Raw genomic sequence first — 25,887 nt, 5'->3', positions numbered from 1 at the left:
AGGTCAGATATGTTTGCAGCAGGATTTCTCGGTATGGCGGCGCTGATCCTCATCGCCGTGCTCGCCTCGACCAACCGCCGGGCCATTCGCCTGCGCACCGTGGGGCTGGCGCTGGCCTTGCAGGTCGCCATCGGCGCCCTGGTACTCTATGTCCCGCTGGGGCGCCGGGCGCTGGAGGGGATGGCCCACGGGGTCGACGCGGTGCTGGCAAGCGGCAAGGCAGGGATCCACTTCCTGTTTGGCAACCTGGTCAACTTCTCGGTGGAGGGCATCGGCTTCGTGTTTGCCCTCAACGTGCTGCCCCTGGTGGTCTTCTTCTCGGCGCTCATCGCCGTGCTCTACTACCTCGGCATCATGCAGCTGGTGATCCGCTTCATCGGCGGTGCCATGGCGCGGCTGCTCGGCACCTCCCAGACCGAGTCCATGTCGGCGGTGGCCAACGTCTTCGTCGGCCAGAGCGAGGCGCCCCTGGTGGTCAAGCCCTACATGCCCAGGATGAGCGATTCGGAGTTCTTCGCCGTCATGTGCGGCGGCATGGCCTCGGTCTCCGGCACCGTGCTGGCGGGTTACGCCATGATGGGAGTGGACATGCAGTACCTGCTGGCCGCTTCCTTCATGGCGGCGCCAGGCGGGATCCTGTTTGCCAAGCTGATCATCCCCGAGACCAGCCAGCCGGACTATGTGTTCGACCACAGCATCCAGTTTGATGGCAAGAAGCCGGAGAACGTGCTGGCGGCGGCAGGCGAGGGAGCCAGCAGTGGCCTCAAGCTGGCGGCGGCCATCGGCGCCATGCTGATCGCCATGATCGGGCTGGTGACCCTGGTCAACACCCTGCTGGGCGGGGTGGGGGAGATGGTGGGCATGCCGCTCTCCCTCGAGCTCATCCTGGGCTGGATCTTCTCGCCGCTCGCCTTCCTGCTTGGAGTGCCGCTGGCGGATATCGGTATCGCCGGCGCCATGATCGGCAAGAAGCTGGTGGTGAACGAGTTCGTGGCCTACAGCGATCTGGCTCCCTACCTGAAAGACGCGAGCACGGTCACCGCCGCCGGCCTGCAGGTGCTGGAGGAGAAGTCCAAGGTGATCATCAGCTTCGCCCTGTGCGGCTTTGCCAACCTGGCCTCCATGGGGATCCTCATTGGCGGCCTCGGCACCCTGTGCCCGTCGCGCACCGACTTCATCGCCCGCTACGGCCTGCGTACCGTGCTGGCGGCCACCTGCTCCAACCTGATGAGCGCCGCCATCGCCGGTGTCTTCTTCTCCCTGACCTGAGCCTCTCACCCTTGTTCCGGGGCGCTGCGGCGCCCCTCTCTTATCCCGACAGGAGCCTTTTATGACCCCAGTGACTGCCTTTCAACCTGCCTGCGCCACCACCGAGGCCGCCATCCGGGCCATCTCGCTGATGGACCTCACCAGCCTCAACGACGATGATCACGACGCGCGCATCATCGCTCTCTGCCATCAGGCCCGGACCCCCGTCGGCAACACCGCGGCTGTGTGCATCTACCCGCGCTTCGTGGGGCTGGCCAGGCTCACCCTGGCGGCTCAGGGCACCCCTGACGTCAAGGTCGCCACCGTGGTCAACTTTCCCCATGGGGACGATGAGCTAGATGTCGTGCTGGCCGAGACCCGCTCAGCCCTCGCGGATGGCGCCGACGAGATCGATCTGGTGATCCCCTGGCGTGCGCTCAAGGCCGGGGACGAGGCGCCCGCCCGGGCGCTGGTGCGTGGCTGCAAGGGGTTGTGCGGAACCCGGGTGCTCAAGGTGATCATCGAATCCGGCGAGCTGAAGAGCCCTGCGCTTATTCGCGCCGCCTCCCTGCTCGCCATCGAGGAGGGGGCCGATTTCATCAAGACCTCTACCGGCAAGGTGGCGGTCAATGCCACCCCGGAGGCGTGCCGCGTCATGCTGGCGGCCATCGCCGAGTGCGGCGCTCAGAACCGGGTGGGTTTCAAGGCGGCAGGCGGGGTGAAAAGCGCCCGGGAGGCGGGGGAGTATCTGGCCATGGCGGCCGGGCACTTTGGCGATGAGTGGCTGGTTGCCGGGCGTTTTCGCTTCGGCGCCTCCAGCCTGCTCGACCAGTTGCTGGTGACGCTTGGCGAGGGCAAGATGTCCCCTGCTACCGACCACGGTTATTGATCTCTTCCGGCGGCGCCTGCGGGCGCCCCTTGGTACAGGTGCATTGCATGTCTTATCCCCCTGTTTCTCTCGCAAAGGCCCACGGCAAGGTGCTGCTGTTCACCCTGCTCATCAGCCTCTCGTTTCCCATCGGCAGCGCCCTGACGGCGTTGCTGGATCCCCTGGTGGTCACCTGGGTGCGTTACCTGCTGGCCTCCCTTATCTTCGTCGGGGTGCTGGGGTATCAGGGGCGTTTCGCGCTGCCTTCCCTGCGGGATCTGGGGCGCTATACCCTGATCTCCCTGCCGGCCCTCTGCTACTTCGTCGCCATGTTCGTGGCGCTGCAGGAAACCAGCGCCCTCGATGCCAGCGCACTCTACACCACGGTGCCGCTGATCAGCGCCCTGGCCGGCATGCTGATCTTCCGCCGCGCCATCGGCTGGGGAATGGGGCTGGCCCTGCTGGGGGGCATGGTGGCAGCGGCCCTCATCATCTTTCGCGGCGATCTGGGATTGGTGGCGAACCTCAGCCTCACTCCTGGCAATCGCATCTACCTGCTCGGCTGCGTGGCCATGGCCCTCAACCCTATCCTGATCAAGCGCTACTACCGGGGGGAGTCCTTCCTTCACCTGACCGGCTGGACCCTGATCTGCGCCACCCTGCTGCTCACCCCGGTGGCGCTGCCCGGATTGCTGGCGACCGACTGGATCCGGGTCTCCCTGCCGGTGGGCTTGGGGCTTGGCTACCTGGCCCTCTTTGCCACGGCGCTCAGCTTCTTGTTGTTCCAGCAGGGGAGCGTGGCGCTGCAACCGGAGCAGGTGTCGGCCTACACCTACCTCATCCCGGTGATGGTGCTGCTCACCGGCATGCTGACCGGGGAGGCCATACACTGGGAGCAGGTGGGCTGGGGTGTCGGGGGCGTGCTGCTGACCATGGTGGTCATGGTGCTGCTGCCCGTTCATGCCGGCAAACGGGGAACGGTCTGAAGGGGCTGCCTGTGGCCGTTATCAAGAAGGAGAGCGTCATGAGAAGAACCCTGATCCTGGTGCGCCACGGCAAGTCGAGCTGGGAAGAGCAGGGGCTGCCTGACAGGGCGCGGCCTTTGGCCGCACGGGGCCTGCGCGACGCCCCCCTGATGGGCGTGCGCCTGGCGAGGGAGGGGGTGAGACCCGATCTTATCCTGTCGAGCCCCGCCTGCCGGGCCCTGTCGACGGCGAACATCATCGCCGAGGTGCTCGGCTACCGGCCAGAGGAGATAGTCACGGACGAGCGGCTCTATGGCAGCGATGTCGGGACTCTGCTTGAGGTGATGGCTGAGCTTGGGGACGCGTTCAGGTGCGTCATGCTCTTTGGTCACGATCCCGAGCTCACCGACCTTGCCCACCGCTTTTCCGGCAGGATCACCCGGATGCCGACCTGCGCCGTCGCCCGCTTCACCTTCGACGCCCCCTCCTGGTCGGCCGCCGCGTCGCAAACGCCGGTGACGGCCGTGCTGGATTATCCGAAAAAAGGGTAGGGGTAGAGAGGGTCCCGGTTGCAAGCAGACAGAAACAACAAGGGGAGCCTCGGCTCCCCTTGTTGTGATGGTAACGGGGTTATTTGGCCGCGATCGGTCCCTTGGTGCCCGCGTCGTTGTCGACCCAGCCATCCTCCTCCTTGAGACGACGGTCCCCCTGGATGGTGTAGATGACCATGCCCTCCTTGAACACCAGGGCCCCGTCGGATTTCCTGGCGCTGACCTTCTTGTCGTTGACCCACACCTGATCCTTGTCATCGATGCGGATGGTGGCGACGGTGGCGCCCGTCTCGGGGAAGGTGGCGACCCAGTTGCCGGCGTAGGGGCTGGCGCTGGTGGCCGCCGGAGCATCACCGAACCCGGCGGCCGCGTTCTCGGCCTGGGTCTTGTTGATGTCACAGCCATTGAGCTCGCTCACCTGGGTGCAGCCGGAGCGCTCCAGCTTCTGTGCGTAGCTCATGTTCAGACCGCTGTCGGCAGCCGGGGCGGCAGCACCGAATCCCGCCTTGGCATTCTCCGCCTTGGTCTTGTGAATATCGCAGCCCTGGGCCTCGGTCACCTGGGTACAGCCGGAGCGTTCCAGCTGCTGGGCATATTTTGCGTTGATGGCGTGCGCCGGGGCCATGCCAAGCAGGGTCAGGGTCAGGGTCACGATCAGAGCAGCATTCCTGGACATAATTCATCCCTCAAAATGTGAGTCTTGCCGATTCAGTTCAGCCTCGGCGGCCATGAGCAACGGCCTGGGTTTGCGCACATCATGGGTGCGAGGTGGCAGGCCTGTTTCACGTTAGCACCTGGCGCTGGACTCGCACAGGTGAGCCAGCAAATCGATGCCATCCACCTTACCCCTGAGCCCGCCAGCTCAGCTTTGGGGCACTCTTATTCCCTTGTCGAGGTAGAGGCTGCTGTAGTGGGCGCGATGGGTGACGAACATCACCTGGTGGCGGCTGCCGTCGGAGAGGATGACGAAATCCCCGGCCTGGGCCGGGCTTTGCAACAGGATCTCGTGCTCGGGGGCCGTCAGCTTGTCGACCTCTTCCCTGAAAATGAGGGTGTATGAATACATATGGCACTCCACTGCAGGCGCATATACAGACACGTTTCCCAACTCTAGTCGCCACTGCCCGGATCCGCGGCGCTCAAGCGACACCTGTGCGGCCGTTAATTTTATGGGTAAGCTGAACCCCTGATGCGCGCCCCCGGAAGGGGCCGCCAGGATGAGCCTATGAACCTTACTTTTCATGAAGCAAGAAGCCAAGGAGTTGTCATGACGGAGCTGGTCACTGAGCTGGTGCGGATCGCCGCCTTTTCCGATGGACCCCGGGGGGGCAATCCCGCCGGCGTCTGGATCGGGGCCCAACTGCCGACGGCGGAGGAGATGCAGCGGATCGCCGCAGAGGTCGGATTTTCGGAGACGGCCTTCGCCGCCCCGCTGCACAGCGAGGAGCAAGGCACAGAGGTGCCCCAATGGCGGGTGCGCTACTTCTCTCCCGAGGCGGAGGTGCCGTTTTGCGGCCATGCCACCATCGCCCTCGGGGTGGCGCTGGCGCGCCGCTTCGGGGCAGGGGATCATGCCTTGCACCTCAGCCAGACCAAGATCCGGGTCTCGGGCTGGCAGGATGAGCAGGGCCAATGGCAGGCGGCACTGCAATCCCCGTCGACCCGCAGCAAACCGGCGCAGGCGGATCTGATGCGCGAAGCCCTGGCGCTGTTTGGCTATGACGCGGCCAGCCTGGATCCCCGCATTCCCCCAGCGCTCATCCACGGCGGCGCCGATCATCTGGTGCTGGCGCTCAAGGATCGCGCTGCGCTCTCGGCCATGCACTATTCGCTGGCGCAGGGTCGCCTGCTGATGCGCCGGGAGGGCCTGGTGACCATTCTGCTGGTCCATGTGCAAGGGGATCGGCTGTTCCACACCCGCAATGCCTTTGCCTACGGCGGCGTCTATGAGGATCCGGCCACAGGCGCCGCGACCGCCGCCTTCGCCGGCTACTTGCGCGACCTGCACTGGCCCCACGGCGGTGCCATCGACATAGTGCAGGGGGAAGACATGGGCATGCCGTCGCGGCTGCACGCCGAGATCCCGGCCGAACCCGGCAGCTCTGTGCGGGTGTCCGGCGGGGCACGGCTGATGTGATGCCGTGATGCGAGAGTGACAGCCTGTCCGGCCGCCGTCTTGGCTGGGGTATGAAGGGAAAGAGCCCTTGGAGGGCAAGATGGGCCCCTGATCATCCGCTGATCAGGGGCCTATGGGCGCTCAGGGCCGACCGCTGAGCAAGATGGCGCCGCCCAGAGAGATAAAGATCCCCCCGGTGATGCGGCTAAACAGACGCTGGCCGTGCGCCGGCTTGAAGTAGCTGCCGGCGCGTCTGGCCAGGGCTACATAGCAGAGGTGCACCAGGGTGACGATGACGCAGATGGTCAGGTACATGGTGAAGAACTGGATGGGCAGCGGGCTCTGGTGATCGAGAAACTGGGGCAGCAGCGCGCAGAGGAAGATGATGGTCTTGGGGTTGCTGGCCGACACCAGGAAGGCTTCCCGCAGCAGGGAGCCCTTGCTCCGGGACGGGTGGCTGGCGCCAACCCGTTGCGCCTCCTGACTCCCAGCGTCGGTTGCCCGCAGCGCCTTGTAGCCGAGATAGATCAAGTAACCGCCGCCCGCCAGCTTGAGGGCGAGGAAGAGGGGCGGCAAGGTCTGCAGCAGGGCGCCGACCCCCATGGCGACCAGACAGATGAAAATTGCCTGACAGAACAGATTCGCGCCTATGGTGAGCAGGGCCGGGCGCCAGCCGAGCTGCAGGCCGTTCTTTATCACCAGCAGCACATTGGGCCCCGGGGTCAGGGTCGCCAGCAGATAGGCCAGCAGGAACAACATCCATGTATCCAGGCTCATGATATCTCCTTGGTAAGGAGCACATCATGCTCCGCCCCCGGGGCCGCGTCCAGTGACGACTGCCACCAGGATGTGGAGATTTTTCAGGTGCTTAACTTAAGTGGTTGCCATGGGGGGAAGGGGGGCTCAGGGGGCTTTGCTGCCCGGAAAAATAAGAAACCGTCCACGAAGGACGGTTTATCCAGGCTGCCGGCCCTTACTTCAGGGCTTTCTTCAGCTTCTTGATCTTGCCTTCGTGCTTGGCAATTTTCTCCTGGCGGGCGGCGATTTTCTTCTTGATATCTTTCTTGCTGGCTTTGGCCATAGGTCGTGCTCCTTGTGTCAAGAGAACATCATGGGATCAGATGTTCAGGATCTCTCCATCTGAAGAGCCCAGAGTGCCACATGAATTCCATTCGGGCCAGTGCATCAGGGTGTCGGGAGCGGATGCTCCCCTGACACAGATCCGGCGAAGGGGTGGCTCGCTCATCGGGGCTGGTTTGCAGGATAGTCCAGTTTCCCGGTGGTGCCACTTCGGCCGTGCCGACATAGGCTGTGACCCGGTAACAAAAAAGCGCCCCTGGGGGCGCTTCTTGCATCATCCGAGCACAGGCGAAGGGATCAGGCCTTCTTCAGGTAGGCCGCGACCAGCACTATCTGCACGCCGTTGACCTTGCCTTCGATGTGCAGCGGGTTGCTGGTGAGGCGAATGCCCTTGACCAGGGTGCCACGCTTGGCGGTGAAGCCGCCGCCCTTGACGTCCAGATCCTTGATCAGGGTGACGGAATCCCCCTCCTGCAGCACGGCGCCGTTGGAGTCGACGGTGGGCACGCTGTCGTCATCGTCGCTGGCGCTGCCCGCTTCGGCCCAGGCCTTGGTCTCTTCTTCCATGTACATCATGTCCAGCATGTCCTGGGCCCAGATCTCGCCCCGGGCGGACAGGTTTTTAAGCTGGCGCCATGCCATCACCTGCACCGCCGGCACCTGGCTCCACATGCTGTCACCCAGGCAGCGCCAGTGGTTGACCTCAGTGGTGTCCGGCTGCTCCAGCTGGCCACGGCAGGTGGCGCACAGCGCCACGCTGTGGTCATCGTCACTGGCGGGGGAGTGTGGCACCGGGAAGGCAGTCAGCGCATGTTCTGCTCCACACAGCTCACACTTGGCGTCCGCACGCGCTTGCAGGATGGCATTGATGGTCATGTTTTGGTTCCGTTCATAGGGGTAAAACGACCCGCGTGGGCGAGTCGCGCTAATGAGGGGGCGGAATATAGCACAAATCCCTGCTTTTTGTCAGGCTACCAGCAAGGGGTGGGGGCAGGCGCGCTGGCGAGTGCTTTTTGATGGCAGATCGCTAGAATGAGCCTCCCTTTTGATAGCAGGACAAGCTCACCGTGCTGGCTCACCGTTTTCGACAACTGGACTGCTTGCTGACCAACGAGAGACGCTGGTGGCAATACCAGCCCTATCATCATCTGAGCCTGGCCTTCGCCGATGAGGCCCCCGAGCTTGCCGCCTGCCTCAATGGCCTCGGCCTTGACGAGATAGCCCGGCTCGACGCCGACATGGGGGCGCTTTGCACCCTGCTTGCCCCCTGGATCCCGGCAGGGGCCGAGCTCCATGCCCTGAGCGAGCTCGACACCTTTGTCCCCGAACCCATTCACTGTGCCAGGACCATGGCGATGTACATGCCGGGACGCAAGCAGGCGCAGATAGAAGCCTTCACCGGCTGTCTGCCCGCCCATCAGGGCCCCTATCTGGAGTGGTGCGCCGGCAAGGGCCACCTGGGGCGCCTGGTCTCCCTGCACCGGGGGGCCGAGATCCTGAGCCTCGAATTGCAGCGCACGCTCTGCGAGGAGGGGCGGCAGCTCGCGGCACGGGATGGTGCCCGCATGCAGTTTGTGGAGGCCGACGCCTTCGCCGCCGAGTCGGGGGCGCTCATCGCCCCGCACCATCACGCCATGGCGCTCCATGCCTGCGGTGAGCTGCATACCCATCTGCTGGAGCAGGTGGCCGAGCGCGGTGCCCGGGGCGTGACCCTCTCCCCCTGTTGCTATCACCTGATCCGCACCAGCCATTACCGCCCCCTGTCGCAGGCCGCCAAGGCCAGCGCCCTGCACCTTGGCAAGAGCGACCTGAAGCTGCCGCTGCAGGAGACGGTGACCGGCGGCGCCCGCATCTCCCGCCTGCGCGAGCAGGAGGTGATCTGGCGTCTCGCCTTCGATTGCCTGCAGCGTGAGGTGCGCGGGGTGGATGAGTACCTGCCGGTGCCCAACCTGCAAAAGAGCCTGCTGGCGGGCAGTTTCGAGGCCTTCTGTGACTGGGCCGCCGAGCGCAAGGGGATGATGTTGCCTCGGGGGATAGATCATGGCGACTTCCTCGCCAGGGGGGAGCGGCGCTTTGGGGACGTCGCCCGCATGGAGCTGGTGCGCCATCTGTTTCGCCGTCCGCTGGAGATCTGGCTCGCCCTGGATCGGGCTCTCTTCCTCGAGGAGCAGGGCTACCAGGTCGAGCTGGGGGCGTTCTGTGACAAACCCATGACCCCTCGCAATCTGCTGATCCGGGCGGTGCGCGTTCACGGCGCATAAAACGCGAGTACCTTGAGGTCAAAATGAGGCTGTTGCGCGGTTTCATCTGAGTGCATGGTGGCATGGCTCACAATTTCGCCAAATTCTTAATTCTTGTCGTGAATTTAGTTGTCGGGATGCCTATGCTCGCCCTGACATTTTCAAGACAAGGATGGTTACCCATGTTCATGCTCAAGCGCACCGCCTGGCTGGTTGCGGGGCTCTGCGCCTCGCCAGCTTTTGCGGCCATGACGATTCAGCCCGACCCGCAAAACAGCGGTGGCTATGTGATTGCCGCCTCCGATATCGCGGCCGTTGAGAAGGCCAAGACGGCCAACCCCATGTACGGCATCTGGTCAAAGGCATTGGCTACCCGACCCAACATCCTGGTGGATGCGATTGTGCCGAGGCGAGCCGACAACCCGGACAACGTCAAACGGGTCGAGCGGGTCTTTACCGAGTCGGACTGGGAATTTCTGACCCAGATGGCGGCCCCCGAATATACCTATGAGCGCTTCCTGCGGGCGGTCGGCAAGTTCCCCGCCTTCTGCGGCGACTACACGGACGGGCGCAATGCGGACGCCATCTGCAAAAAATCCATCGTCACCGCCTTCGCCCACTTCGCCCAGGAGACCGGCGGCCACATCGCCAGGGAGAATGTCTCCGACAACCCGCTGGGGCTCGAGGAGTGGCAGCAGGCGCTGGTGCATGTGCGCGAGATGGGCTGGGCCGAGGGGCAACTCGGCTATACCACCGGCTGTGGCCAGAATGACTGGCAGAACAGGAAATGGCCCTGCAGCACGGGGCAGGGCTACTTTGGCCGTGGCGCGAAACAGCTCTCCTATCACTTCAACTACGGTGCCTTCTCCGAGGCGATGTTTGACGGCAACGCCACCGTGCTGCTGAACAACCCCGGTCTGGTGGCCGACTCCTGGCTCAACCTCGCCTCCGCCATCTGGTTCTTCCTGACACCGCAAGCCCCCAAACCCGCCATGTTGCACGTCATCGACAGAACCTGGGTGCCCTCCCAGCGTGAGCTCGCGGCGGGCATCGGCTATGGCTTTGGCACCACCATCAACGTCATCAACGGCGGCATAGAGTGTGGCGAGCAGAACAAGAACAAGGGGCAGCCGGTCAACCGCATCCGTTACTGGGAAGGACTGGCCGCCCATTACGGGATCCCGCAGCTCCCGGACGAGAAGAACACCTGCTGGCAGCAGACTCCCTATGGCAGCCTCAACCTGAACGGCGCCACCGACGTGCTTTACACCAACTGGGACGGCAACTGGAAATATTATGCCGACAGGCCAGGTGGTTACTCGTTCGAGTGCGAGCTGGTGGGATTCCAGACCGCCTATTCGGCCCTGGTGCCGGGGGATTACGAGAAGTGCGTGACCAACCTCTACGGCTCCCACGCCAACTGGCCCAAGGTACGAGTGGTGGCCAAACTCGATCCTGCGCCCGTCGATCCGACCACGCCGCCTGTGGGCGGGGTGCCCGCCTGGGAGGCTGGCAAGGTCTACACCGCCGGCAACAAGGTGAGCCACAAGGGCGTGGTGTATCAGGCCAAGTGGTGGACCCAGGGCAACGAGCCGGGCAAGGGAGACCCCTGGGCGCCGGTGACCTGATCCCGGCGAGGGCGCGTCATCGGTCATGATGGGGAAGGGGGGGATGGGCCTCTCTTCCCCTCTTTCATGGGGGGCCGGCGCAAGGGGCCTATGACGGGCCCGCTGGCCCATGGAACAAGTCGAGGGTGTTCGGGTGCTTATCCCGCACAGAGGAGTGACACATGAATATCGCCATCCACTTTGAAATCCCGGTACAGGATCTGGAGAGGGCCATCCGCTTCTATGAGGCGCTCTTCGAGATCGCTCTCGAGCGGGCGCACATAGATGGCAACGAGATGGCGCTGTTTCCCCTCGATGAGCAGGCGCCCGGCTGTTCCGGCGCCCTGGCAAAGGGAGAGAGCTATGTGCCGAGCCTGGACGGCACCCGGGTCTATCTGAAGGTCGCGGACATAGAGCTGGCCATGGCCCGGGCGCTGACAGCGGGAGGGGAGTGTCTCTATCCCGTTACCCGGGTGAGCGAGCGGATCCGGGTGGCCGAGCTCAGGGATCCCGAAGGCAATCGCATCGCCCTGCAGGAGCAGAGCTGAACCTGATGCCGATGAGGGCATCCCTCGATGGGTCCGCCTGCCAGGTGGGGGGAGATGCCCCTTCGGCAGTGGCGAAACCCGGGGGGAGCGGCTACTCATATGATGCTAAATGCGGCCAGCATACAGTCGGCTCGCACCCTGAAGAGAGGAGCTGGATATGCAAGGAACCTGTCTGTGCGGCGGTATCACCGTCTCGAGCGGCGATCATAAGGAGGTCAACCTGTGTCACTGCACCATGTGCCGGCGCTGGTCCGGCGGGCCCATGTTCGCGGTGCATGGTGGCAAGGGGGTCAGTTTCAAGGGGCTCACCCCTGTGGCCTACCGCTCGTCCGAGTGGGCGGAGCGCGGCTTCTGTCCCACCTGCGGCACCCACCTTTTCTACCATCTGTTGCCGACGGACGAGTATATCCTCTCTGCCGGCCTGTTTCAGGAGCAGGGGTTCGAGCTCACCGGGCAGATCTTTATCGACGAGAAGCCTGATTTTTATGCGCTCAAAAACGACACCCCGACCCTGACCGGGCAGCAGGTGTTCGAGCAGTTCGCCCCCAAGCCCTGAACCTGTCGCCGCAACTCTGGAGAGCCAATCATGGATGAACAACAGAAGGTGAGGGGGCCTGCCTCCTATTTCCCCGCCATCGAGAAAACCTACGGGCAGCCGATTGCCCACTGGCTGGCCCTGCTGGCGGGGCGGGAGGAGCGCAAACACATGGCGCTGGTGGCCTGGCTCAAGGCCGAGCACGGCATGGGCCACGGCCATGCCAATGCCCTGGTGGCCCACCATCTGGCGCAGGGTTGAACCGTCCGTATCGGCCCTGATCGCGTTCGTGTATCAGGGCTTTCGACCACTGCTGAAGAAACAAGGACAGAAGATGGAACTGGTGGTCATCCGCCATGGTGAAACCCGGGCCAATGCCGAGGGGCGCTATCTGGGGGCGCTGGATATGGGGCTCAACGAAACGGGGTGGGCGCAGGTCGACGCGCTGGCGCAGGCGCTTTCCAAGGGGGCGCCGTTTCAGCGCTTGTTGACCTCTCCCCTGTTGCGGGCGAGGCAGAGTGCGGACTTGATCTCCGGGGCACTGGCGTTGCCTGCCCGGATAGTCCCCGCCTTTCGTGAGCGTCATGTGGGGGTGTTCGAGGGGTTGACCCAGGCAGAGGCGAGGAGCCGTTACCCCGAGCTATGGATGCGCAACATCACCCGGCGCTGGGCCGAGGGGCCGCCCGACGGTGAGTCGCTGGATGCGGTGATAGCACGGGTGTCGTCAGGGTTGATCGCACTCGCCGATCAGGCGCAGGGCGAGCGGGTCTTGCTGGTGGCACATGGGGTGGTGGCCAAGGTGATCCGGGCCGTCACCACCAAGGGGTTTGCCGACTTCTTCGAGTGGCAACTGCATAACGGTGGCAGACTGGTGGTCAATATTTTCCGGGCTCAGTCACCGATCCGGTTTCACCGTCCGGCCGGTCAGGATTAACCCGCGCCTTGCCCTGCGCAGACGAGGGGAGGCGACCATCTGTGGCCGGGCTTCACGGGAACAACCGTCAAGGGGCGACACCCCTGCTTCACATGGGCGTCGGGAATCGAGGCAAGAGGAGAAGATCGATGAAGATAAGCGTCAGCGTCCGGGTCGAGCGGCCACTCGCTCTGGTATGGGAGGGGTGGAACACCCCCGCCAGCATCATGGCATGGAATGCCGCCTCCCCCGAGTGGCACTGCCCCGGCAGCCGGGTGGATCTGCGGGTCGGCGGGCTTTTCTGTCACCGTATGGCCGCCCGGGATGGCAGCATGGGGTTCGATTTCGAGGGCACCTTCACCGAGGTGGTGCCGCCAACCTCCCTGGGTTACGTCATGGACGACGGCCGGGCCGTCAGGGTGAGGTTCGTGGAGGATCAGGGAGGCACCTGGGTACACGAGGAGTTCGACGCCGAATCCGAACACAGCGGCGAGCAGCAGCGTGCCGGCTGGCAGAGCATACTCGACAACTTCAAACGCTATATGGAAAGCGCGCCCTGAGGCGCGCTTTTCGTTCAACCTTCTCTATTGCCCGGCGCCGGGTTACTCCTCGATATCCAGCAGCACCAGGATGGCACTCTCGCCCCCCCATTCCCGCGGGGCCTGATGGAAGGCGCGCACATTGGGGTGCTGGGCCAGCCAGCTTGGAATGCGCTGCTTGAGCACATGCTTGCCGATGCCGTGCATCACGGAGGCGACGTGAATGTTCTCTTTTTGGCACAGGGTGAGCAGGGCGGCCAGCTCCTGCTTGGCCTGGAGCTGGCTCATGCCATGAAGATCCAGATAAATCTCCGGCGGATAGAGGCCGCGCTTGAGCTTTTTCAGCTCGAATTTTGACACGTCTTCACGCACAAAACGGGTCGGGCCCTCTTCGTCCAGATGAGGCTGGTACTCGTCGCTGAAAAAGTGGTCAACCCCAAGCTTTTCGCGGCTTTCACGCAGTTCGCGTTTCTGCTTGACCGGGCTTGAGGAGGCCCTTATGGTATCTTGCTTAATTTTCCGGGTACCTTTGACAGCATCACGAAACAGCAGGCTTTCCTCGTCTGTGGGTGAGGGCGTTTTTTTCATCAGGTACTCGTCTTGCTCGCTGTATAGAATTCTCGGGCCGGATATTACTCGACTTGGAGGTGGATTTGGACAAGATATTTATCGACGAGGTGGTTGCCGAAATGCACACCATCCAGGACATGTTGCGCTGGGCCATGAGTCGTTTCAACGACGCCGGGATCTTCTACGGACATGGTACCGACAACGCCTGGGATGAGGCCGTGCAACTGGTGCTGCCCGCGTTACATCTGCCGCCGGACGTGGATCCCGGCATGCGCCACTCCCGCCTGACCACCAGCGAGCGCCACCGCATCGCCGAGCTCATCATCCGCCGGGTGCAGGAGCGGGTACCTGCCGCCTACCTGACCAACAAGGCCTGGTACGCGGGTTGGGAGTTCTACGTGGACGAACGGGTGCTCATTCCGCGCTCCCCTATCGCCGAGATGGTGGCCAACCGTTTCGCCCCCTTCCTGAAAGAGGAGCCGACCCGGATCATGGACTTGTGCACCGGCTCCGGTTGCATCGCCATCATCATGGCCCACGAGTTCCCCCATGCGGAAGTGGATGCCATCGATATCAGCGTCGATGCCCTCAATGTGGCAGAGCGCAACATCAACGATCACGGTCTGGAGCAGCAGGTCATCCCGATCCGCTCCGATCTGATGCGCGACTTGCCGGCCGGCGACAAGTACGATCTCATCGTCTCCAACCCGCCCTATGTGGACTCCGAGGACATGTCGGACCTGCCGGAAGAGTTTCGTCACGAGCCGGAGCTGGCCCTGGCGTCGGGCTCCGATGGCCTCAAGCTCACCAAGCGCATCCTGGCCAATGCCGCCGACTTCCTCAAGGATGACGGCGTGCTGGTGGTCGAGGTGGGCAACAGCATGATCCATCTGGAAGCCCAGTTCCCCGACGTGCCCTTCACCTGGGTCGAGTTCGAGAACGGCGGTCACGGCGTCTTCGTGATGACCAAGGCAGAGCTCGAGCAGTACCAGGCCCATTTCGCGATTTACAAGAGCTAAGCAGCAAGGAGCACCCATGGCAGGGAACAGTTTTGGCCAACTCTTTCGGGTCACCACCTTTGGCGAGAGCCACGGCCTGGCGCTCGGCGCCGTGGTCGACGGCTGCCCCCCCGGGCTTGAGATAAGCGAAGCGGATCTGCAAATCGATCTGGACAGGCGCAAGCCCGGCACCTCCCGCTACACCACCCAGCGCCGCGAGGCGGACGAAGTGAAGATCCTGGCCGGGGTGTTCGAGGGGCGCACCACGGGCACCTCCATCGGACTGCTCATCGAGAACACCGATCAGCGCTCCAAGGACTACTCCGAGATCAAGGACCTGTTCCGCCCGGGCCACGCCGACTACACCTATCACCAGAAGTACGGTCAGCGTGACTACCGCGGCGGCGGCCGCTCCTCGGCCCGCGAGACCGCCATGCGGGTGGCGGCGGGGGCCATCGCCAAGAAATATCTCAAGCAGATGCATGGCATCGAGATAGTGGGTTATCTCTCCCAGCTCGGCCCCATCAAGGCCGAGGCCTTCGACCAGAGCCAGATCGAGCAGAACCCCTTCTTCTTCCCCGATGCGGGCAAGCTGGAGGCGCTGGATGAATACATGCGGGCCCTGAAGAAAGAGGGCAACAGCATAGGCGCCAAGGTGGCTGTCATTGCGCGCAACGTGCCGGTGGGCCTGGGGGAGCCGGTGTTCGATCGGCTCGACGCCGACATCGCCCACGCCATGATGGGCATCAATGCGGTGAAGGGGGTCGAGATAGGTGACGGTTTCGCCGTGGTGGAGCAAAAAGGCTCGGAGCATCGCGACGAGATGACCCCGGCCGGCTTTGCCAGCAACCATGCGGGCGGCATCCTGGGGGGCATCTCCTCCGGCCAGGACATAGTGGTGAGCATGGCGCTCAAGCCCACCTCCAGCATTACTGTGCCGGGCAAGACCATCAACACCAGCGGCGAGGCCACCGAGATGATCACCAAGGGTCGGCACGATCCTTGTGTCGGCATCCGTGCCGTGCCCATCGCCGAGGCCATGCTGGCCCTGGTGCTGATGGATCACCTGCTGCGCCACCGTGCCCAGAACCAGGGCGTGCATACCCAGACCCCGCAGCTGCGCTGATCTGCAAGCCGCGCTGTCGGCTGATCATCATGCTCTGCAAAAAAGGCGACCCCAGGGTCGCCTTTCTCGTTTGTGCGGGGGTCTCAGCCCTGAGCGCCTTTCTCCCGGGGCTGGCTGCCATCGAGGCGGCACACCGGCGGGGCAAAGGTTGCATCTGGCGGGGGAAGGGCGGCGATGGCGGCATCGATGCGGGCGAGCTCTGCGTCGCTCACCGCCTGGCTGGCAAACATCAGGCTGACCGGCTGCTGGTGCAGCAGCACCTGGCACAGGGTGAACTCCTCTGCCCCCAGCTGAGCCAGCCGATGCCGGGCGTATTGCCACTCCATGATGACCCCGTCGAGGCGCCGCGCCAGCAGGAGGGCGATCAGCCTGTCGTCCGAGTTGTATTCGCTCGCCTGCCGAAGGGCGGGGCAGGCGTCGCTCAGGGGCAGGGGGCGGGTGCCCCTTAGCTTGCCAAGGCGCAGCCCCGTCTGCTGGCACAGATCCGCAAGGTGCGTTATCCCCTGCCAGCGATCTGGGCTCCCGGGGGTCGCCTTGTGGCTGAGCAGCACGAAGCTGGCGCGTCTGTAGGGGGCCGAGAAGCGGGCGAAACGTGCCCGCTCCGGGGTTTTCAGGGCCCCCATGGCGACATCCAGCTGCTGGCGCGCCATGAGGTGCAGGGCCCTGGCCCAGGGGAGATTGCGAAACGCGGGCTCAAGATCGGCGCCGCGGAGGATCTGGCGGGTCAGGGTCACGTCCAGCCCGCCTAGCTCGCCGTCGGCATCGATCTGGCTGAAGGGGGGCCAGTGGCTCCAGGCCACCGACAGTGTCTCCCTGGCGCCCAGAGGCAGGCTCAGTGTGAGCAGCAGGCCCAGGCTCAAGGCAGAGCGCATGGCGACCTGAATATGTCTCCTGATCAAGCAGAACCTCCCTGTTCCGTGTCGTGAGGGTATGAATTCGCGCCCCAGGAGGGGCAGGGACGGACCCTGGCGAGCATCACTATCGCCATTCTGCCCCGCCAGCGTTGGTATTTCCAGCCGTGCTGGGAGGCGCATCACATTTTCCTCGTGTAAGTGCGCCAACTCCGTTAGACTGCGCCTCTATTCTTTCCCCTTTGCTCTGCTCCCCGGGGAAATCGTTGTTTTCTCTATAGGCCCAGATCCTGTGAGATGGCATCGGCTCAGCAGAGGAGCCCCACCACAGATCCCCGGCGCCCCTATCCCTAGCAGGTAACTATGAGTTTTACTTCCCTCGGTCTGGCCGAACCCTTGTTGCGTGCCGTTGCCGAGCAAGGCTACGACACCCCGTCTCCCATCCAGCAACAAGCGATCCCGGCCGTCCTGGCTGGCCGTGACCTGATGGCCGCCGCCCAGACCGGGACCGGCAAGACCGCAGGCTTTACCCTGCCGATGCTGCAGCGCCTCACCGAGAGCAAGCGCAAGGTATCCCCGAACCGCATTCGCGCCCTGGTGCTGACACCGACCCGCGAGCTGGCCGCCCAGGTGGGCGAGAGCGTGCGCAACTACGGCAAGCACCTGCCGATCCGCAGCCACGTCGTCTTCGGCGGCGTCAGCATCAACCCGCAGATGATGGCAACCCGCCGTGGTCTGGACGTGCTGGTGGCCTGCCCGGGTCGCCTGATGGATCTCTACAACCAGAACGCCGTCAAGTTCGACGAAGTGGAGATCCTGGTACTGGACGAAGCGGATCGCATGCTCGATATGGGCTTCATCCGTGACATCCGCCGCATCCTGGCCCTGTTGCCGAAGAAGCGTCAGAACCTGCTCTTCTCCGCCACCTTCGCCGAAGAGATCCGCGAGCTGGCCACCGGTCTGCTGGACAACCCGGCGGTGATCGAAGTGGCTCCGCGCAACAGCACCGCCGAACGTATCGAGCAGCTGGTGCACCCGTGCGACAAGGCCAACAAGATCGCGCTCTTGAGCCACCTGGTCACCAGCAACGACTGGCAGCAGGTACTGGTGTTCACCCGTACCAAGCACATGGCCAACCGCGTTGCCGAGACCCTCGACAAGAACGGCGTCAGCGCCGCCGCCATCCACGGCAACAAGAGCCAGGGTGCTCGTACCCGTGCCCTGGCCGGTTTCAAGGAAGGCAGCGTCAAGGTGCTGGTGGCAACCGACATCGCCGCCCGTGGTCTGGACATCGACAAGCTGCCGCAGGTGGTCAACTTCGAGCTGCCCAACGTGGCGGAAGACTATGTGCACCGCATCGGCCGTACTGGTCGTGCCGGCGCCGCCGGTCATGCGATCTCCCTGGTGGCTGCCGATGAAGGCAAGCTCATCAAGGCGATCGAGCGTCTGACCAAGCAGAACATTCCTTGCGAGCAGGTGGCCGGTTTTGAAGCCTCCCGCGAGACGCTCGATAACATAAGCCGTGGTATCGGCGCGCCCCTGCGCAAAGAGCCCCGCGATCCGAGCGAGCAGCGCCGTGCGCCGCGCCCGCAAGGTCAGGGCCAGCGTCAGGGTGCAGGTCGCTCCGCCAATGGTGGCAACGCAGGCGGTGCCCGCACCGGCAACGGTGGCAAGCCCAAGCCGCAAGGTGGCCAGCGTCCCGCAGATGGTGCCGCCAAACCGGCCCAGGCCCGTCGTCCCCGCCGCGCCAGCCACAACCAGTAAGCGGCTCGGGAGCCAGGCTCCTCGGCTGTTCGGTTGACAAAAGCCCCGCCAATCTGGCGGGGCTTTTTCTTTCTGGCTGGCAGTGAAATGGTCAGGGGATAAGCGCCGAGATCAGGATATGGGCCGCGCTTATCAGGATCACGCCGAAGGTCAGCCCCATTCCCGTTACCCTGTAGCGGAAGTTCTCCGGCGTGCGGCTCATGCCAAAGGCGTGGCAGAGGCGGCCGCACAGCAAGCTGGCCCCCAGCAGATGGACAAGCCAGGGGGTCTGGCTGGAGGTTTCGACAAAATAGATGAGCAGCAGGGCCAGGGGGACATACTCGGCAAAGTTGGCGTGCACCCGCATGGCCCGCAGCATGGCGGGGTCATCCCCGTGCCCCAGTGCCACCCCGCGGCTGTGGCGGGTGCGAATGGTGCGTATGCTCAGCAAGACAAAGAGCAGGGCGAGCAGGGCCGCGTAGATGGGTAATATGGTCATGGTATCTGGCTCTCGAGTGGATGTATCTGCCTGGATATTGCTTGGCGCCTCAATGGCTTGCCTCTGAGGGTAGCAGCAAGATGTGGCGAATAGGCGAACCAGGGCGCAACCAGCTGCCGACGGCGCCTGGGCCCGAAGAATAAAAAGCCCCGCCAACTTATGCTGGCGGGGCTTTTCAATCTGGGGCATCCAATGCCGATAAGGATCAGAGCGCGGGCAGCATACCGAGGCTGACGCTCACCTGGACGCCGACGATCAACACCCCCATGGCACCGGCGAGACCGAGCGCAACCACGCCGCCCGGGACACGGTAATGGTGCGCCTCGGCCTGCTTGCGGCTCTGCCACACCAGGGCCACCGGCAGCAGCACCGCCAGCACCGCCAGGGCGATGGCGGCGTAGCCCAGCGCCATGATGAAACCTTGCGGGAAGTAGAGGGCAAACAGCAGGGGGGGCACGAAGGTGATCATGCCGGTCTGGCTGCGGCCCTGCCAGCTGTCCTTGCGGCGGGTCACCTTGGCCATGAAGTCAAACAGCCCGAGCGTCACCCCGAGGAAGGAGGTGGCGAGCGCCAGATCGGCGAACAGGTGCATCGCCTGATTGAAGGCGGGCCAGTTCACCAGGTTGCCGACGCTGGCCAGCAGGCTGTCCAGCGCCCCGCCGGTCTGGATCAGGCTCTGCTGGCCGAGCAGGCCCAGGATCGCCACCTGCCACAGCACGTAGAGGATGAGCGGCAGGGCAGAGCCCCACACGAAGACCCGGCGCAGCTGCTTGGGGCAGTCGCCGAGGTAGAGCATGACGCTCGGGATGGAGCCGTGGAAGCCGAAGGAGGTGAAGATGACCGGCAGGCCCGCCAGCAGCAAGCCCTGGCCGAGCGGCATGGAGAGCAGATGCTGCCCCTCGGCGCGGGGCAGCAGCAGCGCCAGCACCCCTACCATGATCACCAGTTTCACGGTGAACATCAGGCGGTTGAGGTAATCCACCTGTTTGGTGCCCACGCACACCATGCCGCCGAACAGCAGGGTGAAGGCCCAGGCCGCCTGCTCCTGGCTGACGGTGGTGCCCGCATCCGCCAGCGCCTGGGCCAGCAGGCTGCTGCCGCCGCTGATGTAGGCGGAGGCCAGGGAGTAGAACAGCATCAGGATGCAGAAGGAGGCGATGCGCTTGCCCCAGGGGCCGAGCAGGTGATCCGCCAGCTGGTGCAGGTACCACTTGCCGGTATTGAGGCTGGCCTCCACCTGCAGCATGGCGGTGAAGGCCATCAGGGCCCAGAGCCCGACCATCAGCGCCAGGGTGGCGGGGCCGCCCAGGGACGAGGAGGCCAGCGGCAGGGCCAGCATGCCGGCGCCTATGGTGGTGCCGGCGATGAGCAGGGTGCAACCCAGGGTTTTGGTATTCATGGTGTCCATCCAGATAGAGAAACTGCGTAGTAAAAAAAGCGTGCCAGTGGCGGTGTCGGCCAGGTGCCTCCGGGGGCGGGACCGGAGGCTAGCAATATCGGAGTGGACGCATCGTTACGAAAAATCTGTGGGTTGTAAAAGATGGTTGCCACGTTAACGGATCAAAAAAGTGGAAACAAGCCTGTAAAGGCGGATTTTGTACTGCGAGGTGGCAATAGGTGGAAATAAAAGATGACAGCAGGCGGTGTTGACTGGTGGAAAAGCGCGCCGGCGTGGCAGGAGAGCGCCGGCACGTGAGGGGCGTCAGCGGCGACGCTTGAGGGTGCGGCTCACACAGTGCAGGCCAGCGCGATAGTGGCCGTTGATGGCCTCGAAGGCGAGGGCAAGGGCCTGGGCGGCCAGGGCGTCGTGCTGTTGGGGCAGGGAGTTGATGCCAAAGGGGAGGAAGTCCAGCAGCCGATCGTCCCCGAAGGTGGCCATGGCAATCCGGCTCATGTCGGCCTCCAGCTCCAGCAGATAGTCGAGCACCCCCTCCATCAATATGTAGGAGGTGGCGACCAGCGCCTCGGGCAACTGGCCGAGCCGCTGGTGCAGCTCCTTGATCAGGCGATAACCCTCGGCGCGGGAGAAGTGGGCCCCCTCGCAGACATGGGGGGTCAGCAGGGCGGTGCTGGCGTGGCTGCTCAGCGCCTGCTCGAAACCGGCGCGGCGCTCCTGGCTTATCGTGAGGCCTGGCAGGGCGGTGATCAGGGCCACATGGCGAAGGGCGGGGGTGAGCAGGGAGGCGGTGAGATCGCAGCTCGCCTTCTGGTTTTCACTCGCCACCGTGATGAAGTGGTCGGCGGCCAGGGCCCGGTCTATGGCCAGGATCTGCACACCATGGGCCTGCTGCTCCCGATAGAAAGGATCCGCCGGCGGCAGGCAGCTCGCCACCAGCAGCGCATCCACATGGCGGCTGACCAGCATCCGGGCCAGCTCCTTCTCGGTCTGTGGCTCGTCTTCCGAGCAGACGATGAGCAGCTGATAGCCCTGGGCCCGCGCCCCCTGCTCGAGGCGCTTGGCGAGCTTGGCGTAGCTGGCGTTCTCAAGGTCCGGCAGGATGAAGCCCAGGGTCCTGGTCTGGCCGCCGCGCAGGGAGGCGGCGCGGCTGTCCGGCTGATAGTTGTGGGCATGGACCACGGCCATCACCTTGTCACGGGTGGCCTGGCTGATGCGATATTGATCCGCCTTGCCGTTGATCACATAGCTGGCGGTGGTACGCGAGACACCGGCCAGGGCGGCGATTTCATCCAGTTTCATCATATTGGCTCTGTTTGAGTTGCAAGGCCCGCGACGGTTTCAGGTGGGGGCACCGAAAAGTGTGCGCGGGATCATATCATTGAAAAGCACTCTCAGTGGGATCTTGAACAATTGGCTGAAACGATTCAGTCTGAGTGTAAGTGAAACGATTCAGCTTGTCAGTAAACGATGAATGTTCGACCAGGAAATGCCGAGACGGCCTACCCGGGGGGAGATTCCCGTCTATTGTCAGCAGGCAAATTACCCGAAATCCAAGTTGAGTTGAGCCGGTGTGCCGCGAGGCGAAGCCGGACCTGATGGAGAATCTCTATGTTGAAGTTGGCGCGACAGCAAATCCTGCTGGGACAATCGGTGGCGACCAAGGCGGAAGCCATCGCCCTGCTGGCAGGCAAACTGACCGACGCGGGTCTGGTGGAGGCCGGTTATGTGGACGGCATGCTGGCGCGGGAAGCCCTGCACGCCACCTACCTGGGCAGCGGCATCGCCATTCCCCACGGCACCACGGACACCCGTCATCTGGTCAAAAGCACCGGCGTCATGGTGGCCCAGTTCCCCCAGGGTATCGAGTGGGATGAGGGGCAGACTGCCTACGTCGCCATCGGCATCGCCGCCAAGTCGGATGAGCATCTGGGCATCTTGCGCCAGCTCACCCATGTGCTGGGTGACGAGCAGGCAGCCGCGCAGTTGAGGGAGGCCACGGATGAAGAGACCATTATCAACATCCTCACCGGTGCGAGCGCGGCGAAAGAGGTGCAATTCCTGACCCTGGCGAACTTCCCGGCCGACGATCGCGACCAGCTGCTGCTGGGGGCCGCCGCCCGCGCCAAATCTGCCGGTTGGGGGGAGGCCGCCATGGTGACCTCCCTGCTGGCAAACGAGCCCGCCTATCTGGGGGATGGGGTCTGGCTGGCCCGTGCGCAAGCGGCCCAGACCGGCTGGGTACTGGCAACGCCTAGCACTGCACTGAACGCAGGGGATCAACCGGTCAGCGCCTTGCTGCTGCTGTGCGCCGCAGATAGCAGCCATCTGCCCCAGCTGGACAACCTGGCCAAGTTGGCTGCCGCCGGTCAGCTCGGGACGCTCGCAGGGAGCGACGGTCTGGCCATGTTGCAGGCAGGTCCGGCGAGCGGGCTTTCCGACACCTTCACCATCATCAACCCCCATGGCCTGCACGCCCGTCCGGGCGCCATGCTGGTCAAGGTAGCCAAGGAGTATGCATCCGACATTCGCGTGGCGAACCTGGATGGCAGCGGTGAAGCCGTCTCCGCCAAGAGCCTGATGAAGGTCATTGGTCTTGGCGTCAAGTGTGGTCACCGTCTGGCGTTTCGCGCCGAAGGGGCGGATGCCGAGGCGGCCCTCAAGGGGATAGGTGAGGCCATTGCCGCCGGTCTGGGCGAGGGGGCGCACTGATGGACATCGTTACCATCACCCCCAATCCCGCGCTGGATCTCACCGCCCGCCTGGGCGCCATGAGCCTCGGCGAGGTGAACCTGGTGAGCGAAGCCAACATGCGCGCCGCGGGCAAGGGGATCAACGTCGCCATGGTCTTGAAAGATCTCGGCCGCGACGTGGGCCTGACCGGCTGGCTCGGCGAGGGCAACCAGCAGAGCTTCGTCTCCCTGTTCGAGACGCGCGATCTGGAAGACCATTTCGTGCGCGTGGCGGGCAACACCCGCATCAACGTGAAGATCTCCGAGCAATCGGGCCGGGTCACGGATCTCAATCTGCCTGGGCTTGACGTGCATCAGGGGGAAGTGGCCGCGCTGGAGGCCGAAATAGAGCGGCTGGCGCCGCGCGCCGACTGGTTCGTGCTGGCGGGCAGCCTGCCCAAAGGGGTGGCCCCCGATTACTGCGCCCGGCTTATTCGCCTGCTCAAGGCCAAGGGCAAGCAGGTGATCTTCGATTGCAGCGGCGCGGCCCTGAGCGAGGGCATCAAGGCGGCGCCGACCCTGGTCAAGCCCAACCTGGAAGAACTTGAGCAGTGGGCAGGTCGCCCCATCAAGACCCTCGCCGATCAGGCCGAGTGTGCCCGTGCCCTGCAGGCCAGCGGGATCCCCCACGTGGTGATCTCCAATGGCGCCGACGGCCTCATCTGGTTTGCGCCCGATGCCGTCTGGCAGGCCATTCCGCCGCGCATGAAGGTCGTCAGCACAGTGGGTGCCGGCGATTCTCTGGTGGCGGGGCTGGCCCATGGTCTCAGCCTTGGCTGGGCGCCGGAGCAGACCCTGCGCCTGGCTACCGCCGTCTCTGCCCTGGCGGTGAGCCAGGTGGCGGTCGGCTTTGACGATATCAAGGTGCTCAACCCCTTACTCGAGCAGGTGCGCGTACAGCGTCTGGATGCGCTGGCACCGGCTCAATCCAATCCCCTTTCGATGACACACTCAGGAGATGCCCAATGAAAGCAATTCTGGTTACGGCTTGCCCGGCGGGCATTGCCACCAGCTTTCTCGCTGCAAAACGGATAGAACAGCAGGCCAAACTGGCGGGCTGGGAGCTTATTCTCGACGTCGGCTCCAGCGTACAACCCCGTCAGGTTCCCTCGAAAGAGCAGATTGCCGCCGCCGACCTGGTGCTGGTAGTCGCCAGTGCCCCGGTGGATCTCGCCGCCTATGACGGCAAGCGCCTCTATCAGGGCAGCATGGATCTGGCGCTGCAGGATCCTGCCGCCCTGCTGGAGGCCGCCGCGAGCGGTGCCAGCCTCTATCGCCATCAGGCCGCCCCCGTGGTTGCCAATGCTGCCGCCAAGGCGGCCAGCGGTGCCAAGCGCATCGTTGCGGTCACCGCCTGTCCGACCGGGGTGGCCCACACCTTCATGTCGGCGGAAGCGCTGGAGACCATGGCCAAACAGCTGGGTCATCAGATCCGCGTCGAGACTCAGGGCTCGGTCGGTGCCCAGAACGCCCTGACCGCCGATGAGATCGCCGCCGCCGATCTGGTGTTCCTCGCCACCGACATCGAGGTGGACATGGCCCGTTTCGATGGCAAGCCGGTCTATCGGACCAGCACGGGGGCGGCCCTGAAGAAGACCCGCGCCGAGCTCGACAAGGCGTGGACAGAGGCGAAGACCTATCGCCACAGCGGCGCCGCCGCGGCCAAGAAAGAGGAGAAGGCCGGCCCCTACAAGCACCTGCTGACCGGTGTCTCCTTCATGCTGCCCATGGTGGTGGCCGGTGGCCTCATCATCGCGCTCTCCTTCATCTTCGGCATCGAGGCGTTCAAGGAAGAGGGGACGCTCGCGGCGGCCCTGATGAAGATCGGCGGCGGCTCCGCCTTCGCCCTGATGATCCCGGTGCTGGCCGGCTACATTGCCTACTCCATCGCCGACCGTCCGGGCCTCGCCCCGGGCATGATCGGCGGCATGCTGGCAAGCTCCCTCGGCGCCGGTTTCCTTGGCGGCATAGTCGCCGGTTTCCTCGCCGGTTACAGCGCCAAGTACCTGAGCGACAAGGTGCGCCTGCCGGTGACCCTGGAAGCGCTCAAGCCCATCCTCATCATTCCGCTGGTGGCCAGCCTGTTCACCGGTCTCGTGATGATCTACGTGGTGGGCGGCCCGGTGGCCGGCATCATGAATGCCATGACAGAGTTCCTCAACAACATGGGCTCCGCCAACGCCGTGCTGCTGGGGGTCATCATCGGCGCCATGATGTGCTTCGACATGGGTGGCCCGGTCAACAAGGCGGCCTACGCCTTCGGGGTCGGCCTGCTCGCCTCCAAGACCTATGCCCCCATGGCTGCGGTGATGGCCGCCGGCATGGTGCCGGCCCTGGGGATGGGGATAGCGACCTTCCTCGCCAGCAAGAAGTTCATCAAGGCGGAGCAGGAAGCGGGCAAGGCCTCCTTCGTGCTGGGTCTGTGCTTCATCTCCGAGGGGGCCATTCCCTTCGCGGCCAAGGATCCGATGCGGGTCATCCCGGCCTGCATGGTGGGTGGTGCCCTGACCGGTGCGCTCTCCATGCTGTTCGGCTGCGAACTGGTGGCGCCCCACGGCGGTCTGTTCGTGCTCTTCATCCCGAACGCCATCAGCCACGTGATGATGTATATCCTGGCGATTGCGGCGGGGTCGCTCCTGACCGGCGTCTCCTACGCCATGCTCAAGCGCGGCGAGGAGCAGGCCAGGCTGGCAACGGCCTGACGGGTATCCATCCGATGAATGACAAGGCGGCCTTTGGGCCGCCTCTGTTTTGGTGGGCAG

26 protein-coding genes and 1 pseudogene are annotated in these 25,887 nt (G+C 64.2%); 18 read left to right on the top strand and 9 right to left on the bottom strand.

What is annotated here, in order from left to right; all coding sequences use genetic code 11:
• Positions 1 to 9: 9 nt before the first annotated feature.
• The 4 genes from HB860_RS07245 to HB860_RS07230 all read left to right on the top strand — a co-directional run bounded on the left by HB860_RS07245 (position 10) and on the right by HB860_RS07230 (position 3,632).
• Positions 10 to 1,269, top strand: a complete 1,260-nt coding sequence (locus HB860_RS07245; protein ID WP_139434348.1) for a NupC/NupG family nucleoside CNT transporter — start codon at positions 10 to 12, stop codon at positions 1,267 to 1,269.
• Between the two features lie 61 nt (positions 1,270 to 1,330).
• On the top strand, positions 1,331 to 2,137 hold the full coding sequence (gene deoC / locus HB860_RS07240) for a deoxyribose-phosphate aldolase (RefSeq protein ID WP_247626197.1): 807 nt from the start codon (positions 1,331 to 1,333) through the stop codon (positions 2,135 to 2,137).
• A 47-nt stretch (positions 2,138 to 2,184) separates the two neighbouring features.
• A complete protein-coding gene (locus HB860_RS07235; RefSeq protein ID WP_247626196.1) occupies positions 2,185 to 3,102 on the top strand; it encodes a DMT family transporter in 918 nt (305 codons plus the stop codon).
• A 38-nt stretch (positions 3,103 to 3,140) separates the two neighbouring features.
• Entirely contained in the window at positions 3,141 to 3,632 is a 492-nt protein-coding gene (locus HB860_RS07230) for a SixA phosphatase family protein (RefSeq protein WP_247626195.1), read from the top strand.
• Positions 3,633 to 3,711: 79 nt separating this feature from the next.
• Here the strand turns inward: HB860_RS07230 and HB860_RS07225 are convergent, their stop codons facing one another.
• Both HB860_RS07225 and HB860_RS07220 read right to left on the bottom strand, forming a co-directional pair.
• On the bottom strand, positions 3,712 to 4,308 hold the full coding sequence (locus HB860_RS07225; protein WP_247626194.1) for a hypothetical protein: 597 nt from the start codon (positions 4,306 to 4,308) through the stop codon (positions 3,712 to 3,714).
• Between the two features lie 186 nt (positions 4,309 to 4,494).
• Positions 4,495 to 4,698, bottom strand: coding sequence for a hypothetical protein (locus HB860_RS07220; RefSeq protein WP_106886705.1), 204 nt, complete (start codon positions 4,696 to 4,698; stop codon positions 4,495 to 4,497).
• 201 nt (positions 4,699 to 4,899) lie between these two features.
• Between HB860_RS07220 and HB860_RS07215 the strand changes: the two genes are divergently transcribed.
• On the top strand, positions 4,900 to 5,769 hold the full coding sequence (locus tag HB860_RS07215) for a PhzF family phenazine biosynthesis protein (RefSeq protein WP_247626193.1): 870 nt from the start codon (positions 4,900 to 4,902) through the stop codon (positions 5,767 to 5,769).
• 120 nt (positions 5,770 to 5,889) lie between these two features.
• Here HB860_RS07215 and HB860_RS07210 read toward each other — a convergent pair whose 3' ends face one another.
• On the bottom strand, positions 5,890 to 6,525 hold the full coding sequence (locus tag HB860_RS07210) for a LysE family translocator (RefSeq protein WP_247626192.1): 636 nt from the start codon (positions 6,523 to 6,525) through the stop codon (positions 5,890 to 5,892).
• Positions 6,526 to 7,125: 600 nt separating this feature from the next.
• Positions 7,126 to 7,704: a PhnA domain-containing protein gene (locus HB860_RS07205; protein WP_139434355.1), complete on the bottom strand. Its 579-nt coding sequence runs from the start codon at positions 7,702 to 7,704 to the stop codon at positions 7,126 to 7,128.
• A 156-nt stretch (positions 7,705 to 7,860) separates the two neighbouring features.
• On the opposite strand from HB860_RS07205, the pseudogene HB860_RS07200 reads away from it, so the two are divergent.
• From HB860_RS07200 to HB860_RS07170, 7 genes and pseudogenes are all read left to right on the top strand, one after another.
• Positions 7,861 to 9,089: pseudogene (locus HB860_RS07200) on the top strand (methyltransferase).
• A 161-nt stretch (positions 9,090 to 9,250) separates the two neighbouring features.
• Positions 9,251 to 10,696 (top strand): chitinase, encoded by a 1,446-nt coding sequence (locus tag HB860_RS07195; protein WP_247626190.1) that lies wholly within the window; start codon positions 9,251 to 9,253, stop codon positions 10,694 to 10,696.
• A gap of 161 nt (positions 10,697 to 10,857) precedes the next feature.
• A complete protein-coding gene (locus tag HB860_RS07190; protein WP_247626189.1) occupies positions 10,858 to 11,223 on the top strand; it encodes a VOC family protein in 366 nt (121 codons plus the stop codon).
• 157 nt (positions 11,224 to 11,380) lie between these two features.
• Entirely contained in the window at positions 11,381 to 11,779 is a 399-nt protein-coding gene (locus tag HB860_RS07185) for a GFA family protein (protein ID WP_247626188.1), read from the top strand.
• A 30-nt stretch (positions 11,780 to 11,809) separates the two neighbouring features.
• Positions 11,810 to 12,019, top strand: coding sequence for a DUF4287 domain-containing protein (locus HB860_RS07180; protein WP_202045812.1), 210 nt, complete (start codon positions 11,810 to 11,812; stop codon positions 12,017 to 12,019).
• 73 nt (positions 12,020 to 12,092) lie between these two features.
• Complete coding sequence (locus HB860_RS07175) at positions 12,093 to 12,692, top strand: histidine phosphatase family protein (RefSeq protein WP_247626187.1); 600 nt, start codon at positions 12,093 to 12,095, stop codon at positions 12,690 to 12,692.
• A 128-nt stretch (positions 12,693 to 12,820) separates the two neighbouring features.
• A complete protein-coding gene (locus HB860_RS07170; RefSeq protein WP_247626186.1) occupies positions 12,821 to 13,231 on the top strand; it encodes an SRPBCC family protein in 411 nt (136 codons plus the stop codon).
• A 42-nt stretch (positions 13,232 to 13,273) separates the two neighbouring features.
• Here HB860_RS07170 and smrB read toward each other — a convergent pair whose 3' ends face one another.
• On the bottom strand, positions 13,274 to 13,798 hold the full coding sequence (gene smrB, locus HB860_RS07165; protein ID WP_042650147.1) for an endonuclease SmrB: 525 nt from the start codon (positions 13,796 to 13,798) through the stop codon (positions 13,274 to 13,276).
• A gap of 65 nt (positions 13,799 to 13,863) precedes the next feature.
• On the opposite strand from smrB, the gene prmB reads away from it, so the two are divergent.
• Positions 13,864 to 14,799, top strand: a complete 936-nt coding sequence (gene prmB / locus HB860_RS07160; protein ID WP_139434364.1) for a 50S ribosomal protein L3 N(5)-glutamine methyltransferase — start codon at positions 13,864 to 13,866, stop codon at positions 14,797 to 14,799.
• Between the two features lie 16 nt (positions 14,800 to 14,815).
• Positions 14,816 to 15,904, top strand: coding sequence for a chorismate synthase (aroC, locus tag HB860_RS07155; protein WP_247626185.1), 1,089 nt, complete (start codon positions 14,816 to 14,818; stop codon positions 15,902 to 15,904).
• A gap of 83 nt (positions 15,905 to 15,987) precedes the next feature.
• Here the strand turns inward: aroC and HB860_RS07150 are convergent, their stop codons facing one another.
• A complete protein-coding gene (locus tag HB860_RS07150) occupies positions 15,988 to 16,800 on the bottom strand; it encodes a substrate-binding periplasmic protein (protein WP_427229279.1) in 813 nt (270 codons plus the stop codon).
• A 318-nt stretch (positions 16,801 to 17,118) separates the two neighbouring features.
• Between HB860_RS07150 and HB860_RS07145 the strand changes: the two genes are divergently transcribed.
• Entirely contained in the window at positions 17,119 to 18,519 is a 1,401-nt protein-coding gene (locus HB860_RS07145; RefSeq protein ID WP_139434368.1) for a DEAD/DEAH box helicase, read from the top strand.
• 91 nt (positions 18,520 to 18,610) lie between these two features.
• Here the strand turns inward: HB860_RS07145 and HB860_RS07140 are convergent, their stop codons facing one another.
• From HB860_RS07140 to cra, 3 genes are all read right to left on the bottom strand, one after another.
• Positions 18,611 to 18,997: an MAPEG family protein gene (locus HB860_RS07140; RefSeq protein ID WP_247626184.1), complete on the bottom strand. Its 387-nt coding sequence runs from the start codon at positions 18,995 to 18,997 to the stop codon at positions 18,611 to 18,613.
• Between the two features lie 205 nt (positions 18,998 to 19,202).
• Positions 19,203 to 20,396 carry an aromatic amino acid transport family protein gene (locus HB860_RS07135; protein WP_247626183.1) on the bottom strand — a complete coding sequence of 398 codons (1,194 nt, stop codon included), beginning with the start codon at positions 20,394 to 20,396 and terminating at the stop codon, positions 19,203 to 19,205.
• 303 nt (positions 20,397 to 20,699) lie between these two features.
• Entirely contained in the window at positions 20,700 to 21,698 is a 999-nt protein-coding gene (gene cra / locus HB860_RS07130) for a catabolite repressor/activator (RefSeq protein ID WP_247626182.1), read from the bottom strand.
• 306 nt (positions 21,699 to 22,004) lie between these two features.
• Between cra and fruB the strand changes: the two genes are divergently transcribed.
• From fruB to fruA, 3 genes are read left to right on the top strand one after another with little or no spacing between them, the layout of a single operon-like run.
• A complete protein-coding gene (gene fruB, locus HB860_RS07125; RefSeq protein ID WP_247626181.1) occupies positions 22,005 to 23,105 on the top strand; it encodes a fused PTS fructose transporter subunit IIA/HPr protein in 1,101 nt (366 codons plus the stop codon).
• Positions 23,105 to 24,094, top strand: a complete 990-nt coding sequence (gene pfkB / locus HB860_RS07120; RefSeq protein ID WP_247626180.1) for a 1-phosphofructokinase — start codon at positions 23,105 to 23,107, stop codon at positions 24,092 to 24,094. The genes fruB and pfkB overlap by 1 nt, the downstream gene beginning before the upstream one ends.
• Positions 24,091 to 25,827, top strand: coding sequence for a PTS fructose transporter subunit IIBC (fruA, locus tag HB860_RS07115; RefSeq protein WP_247626179.1), 1,737 nt, complete (start codon positions 24,091 to 24,093; stop codon positions 25,825 to 25,827). The genes pfkB and fruA overlap by 4 nt, the downstream gene beginning before the upstream one ends.
• Positions 25,828 to 25,887: the final 60 nt, after the last annotated feature.

This window comes from Aeromonas genomosp. paramedia (assembly GCF_023093515.1).
Taxonomy (GTDB): Bacteria; Pseudomonadota; Gammaproteobacteria; order Enterobacterales; family Aeromonadaceae; genus Aeromonas.
The sequence above is the reverse complement of the archived record's forward strand: the minus strand, read 5'-3'. Positions and strand labels throughout refer to the sequence as shown.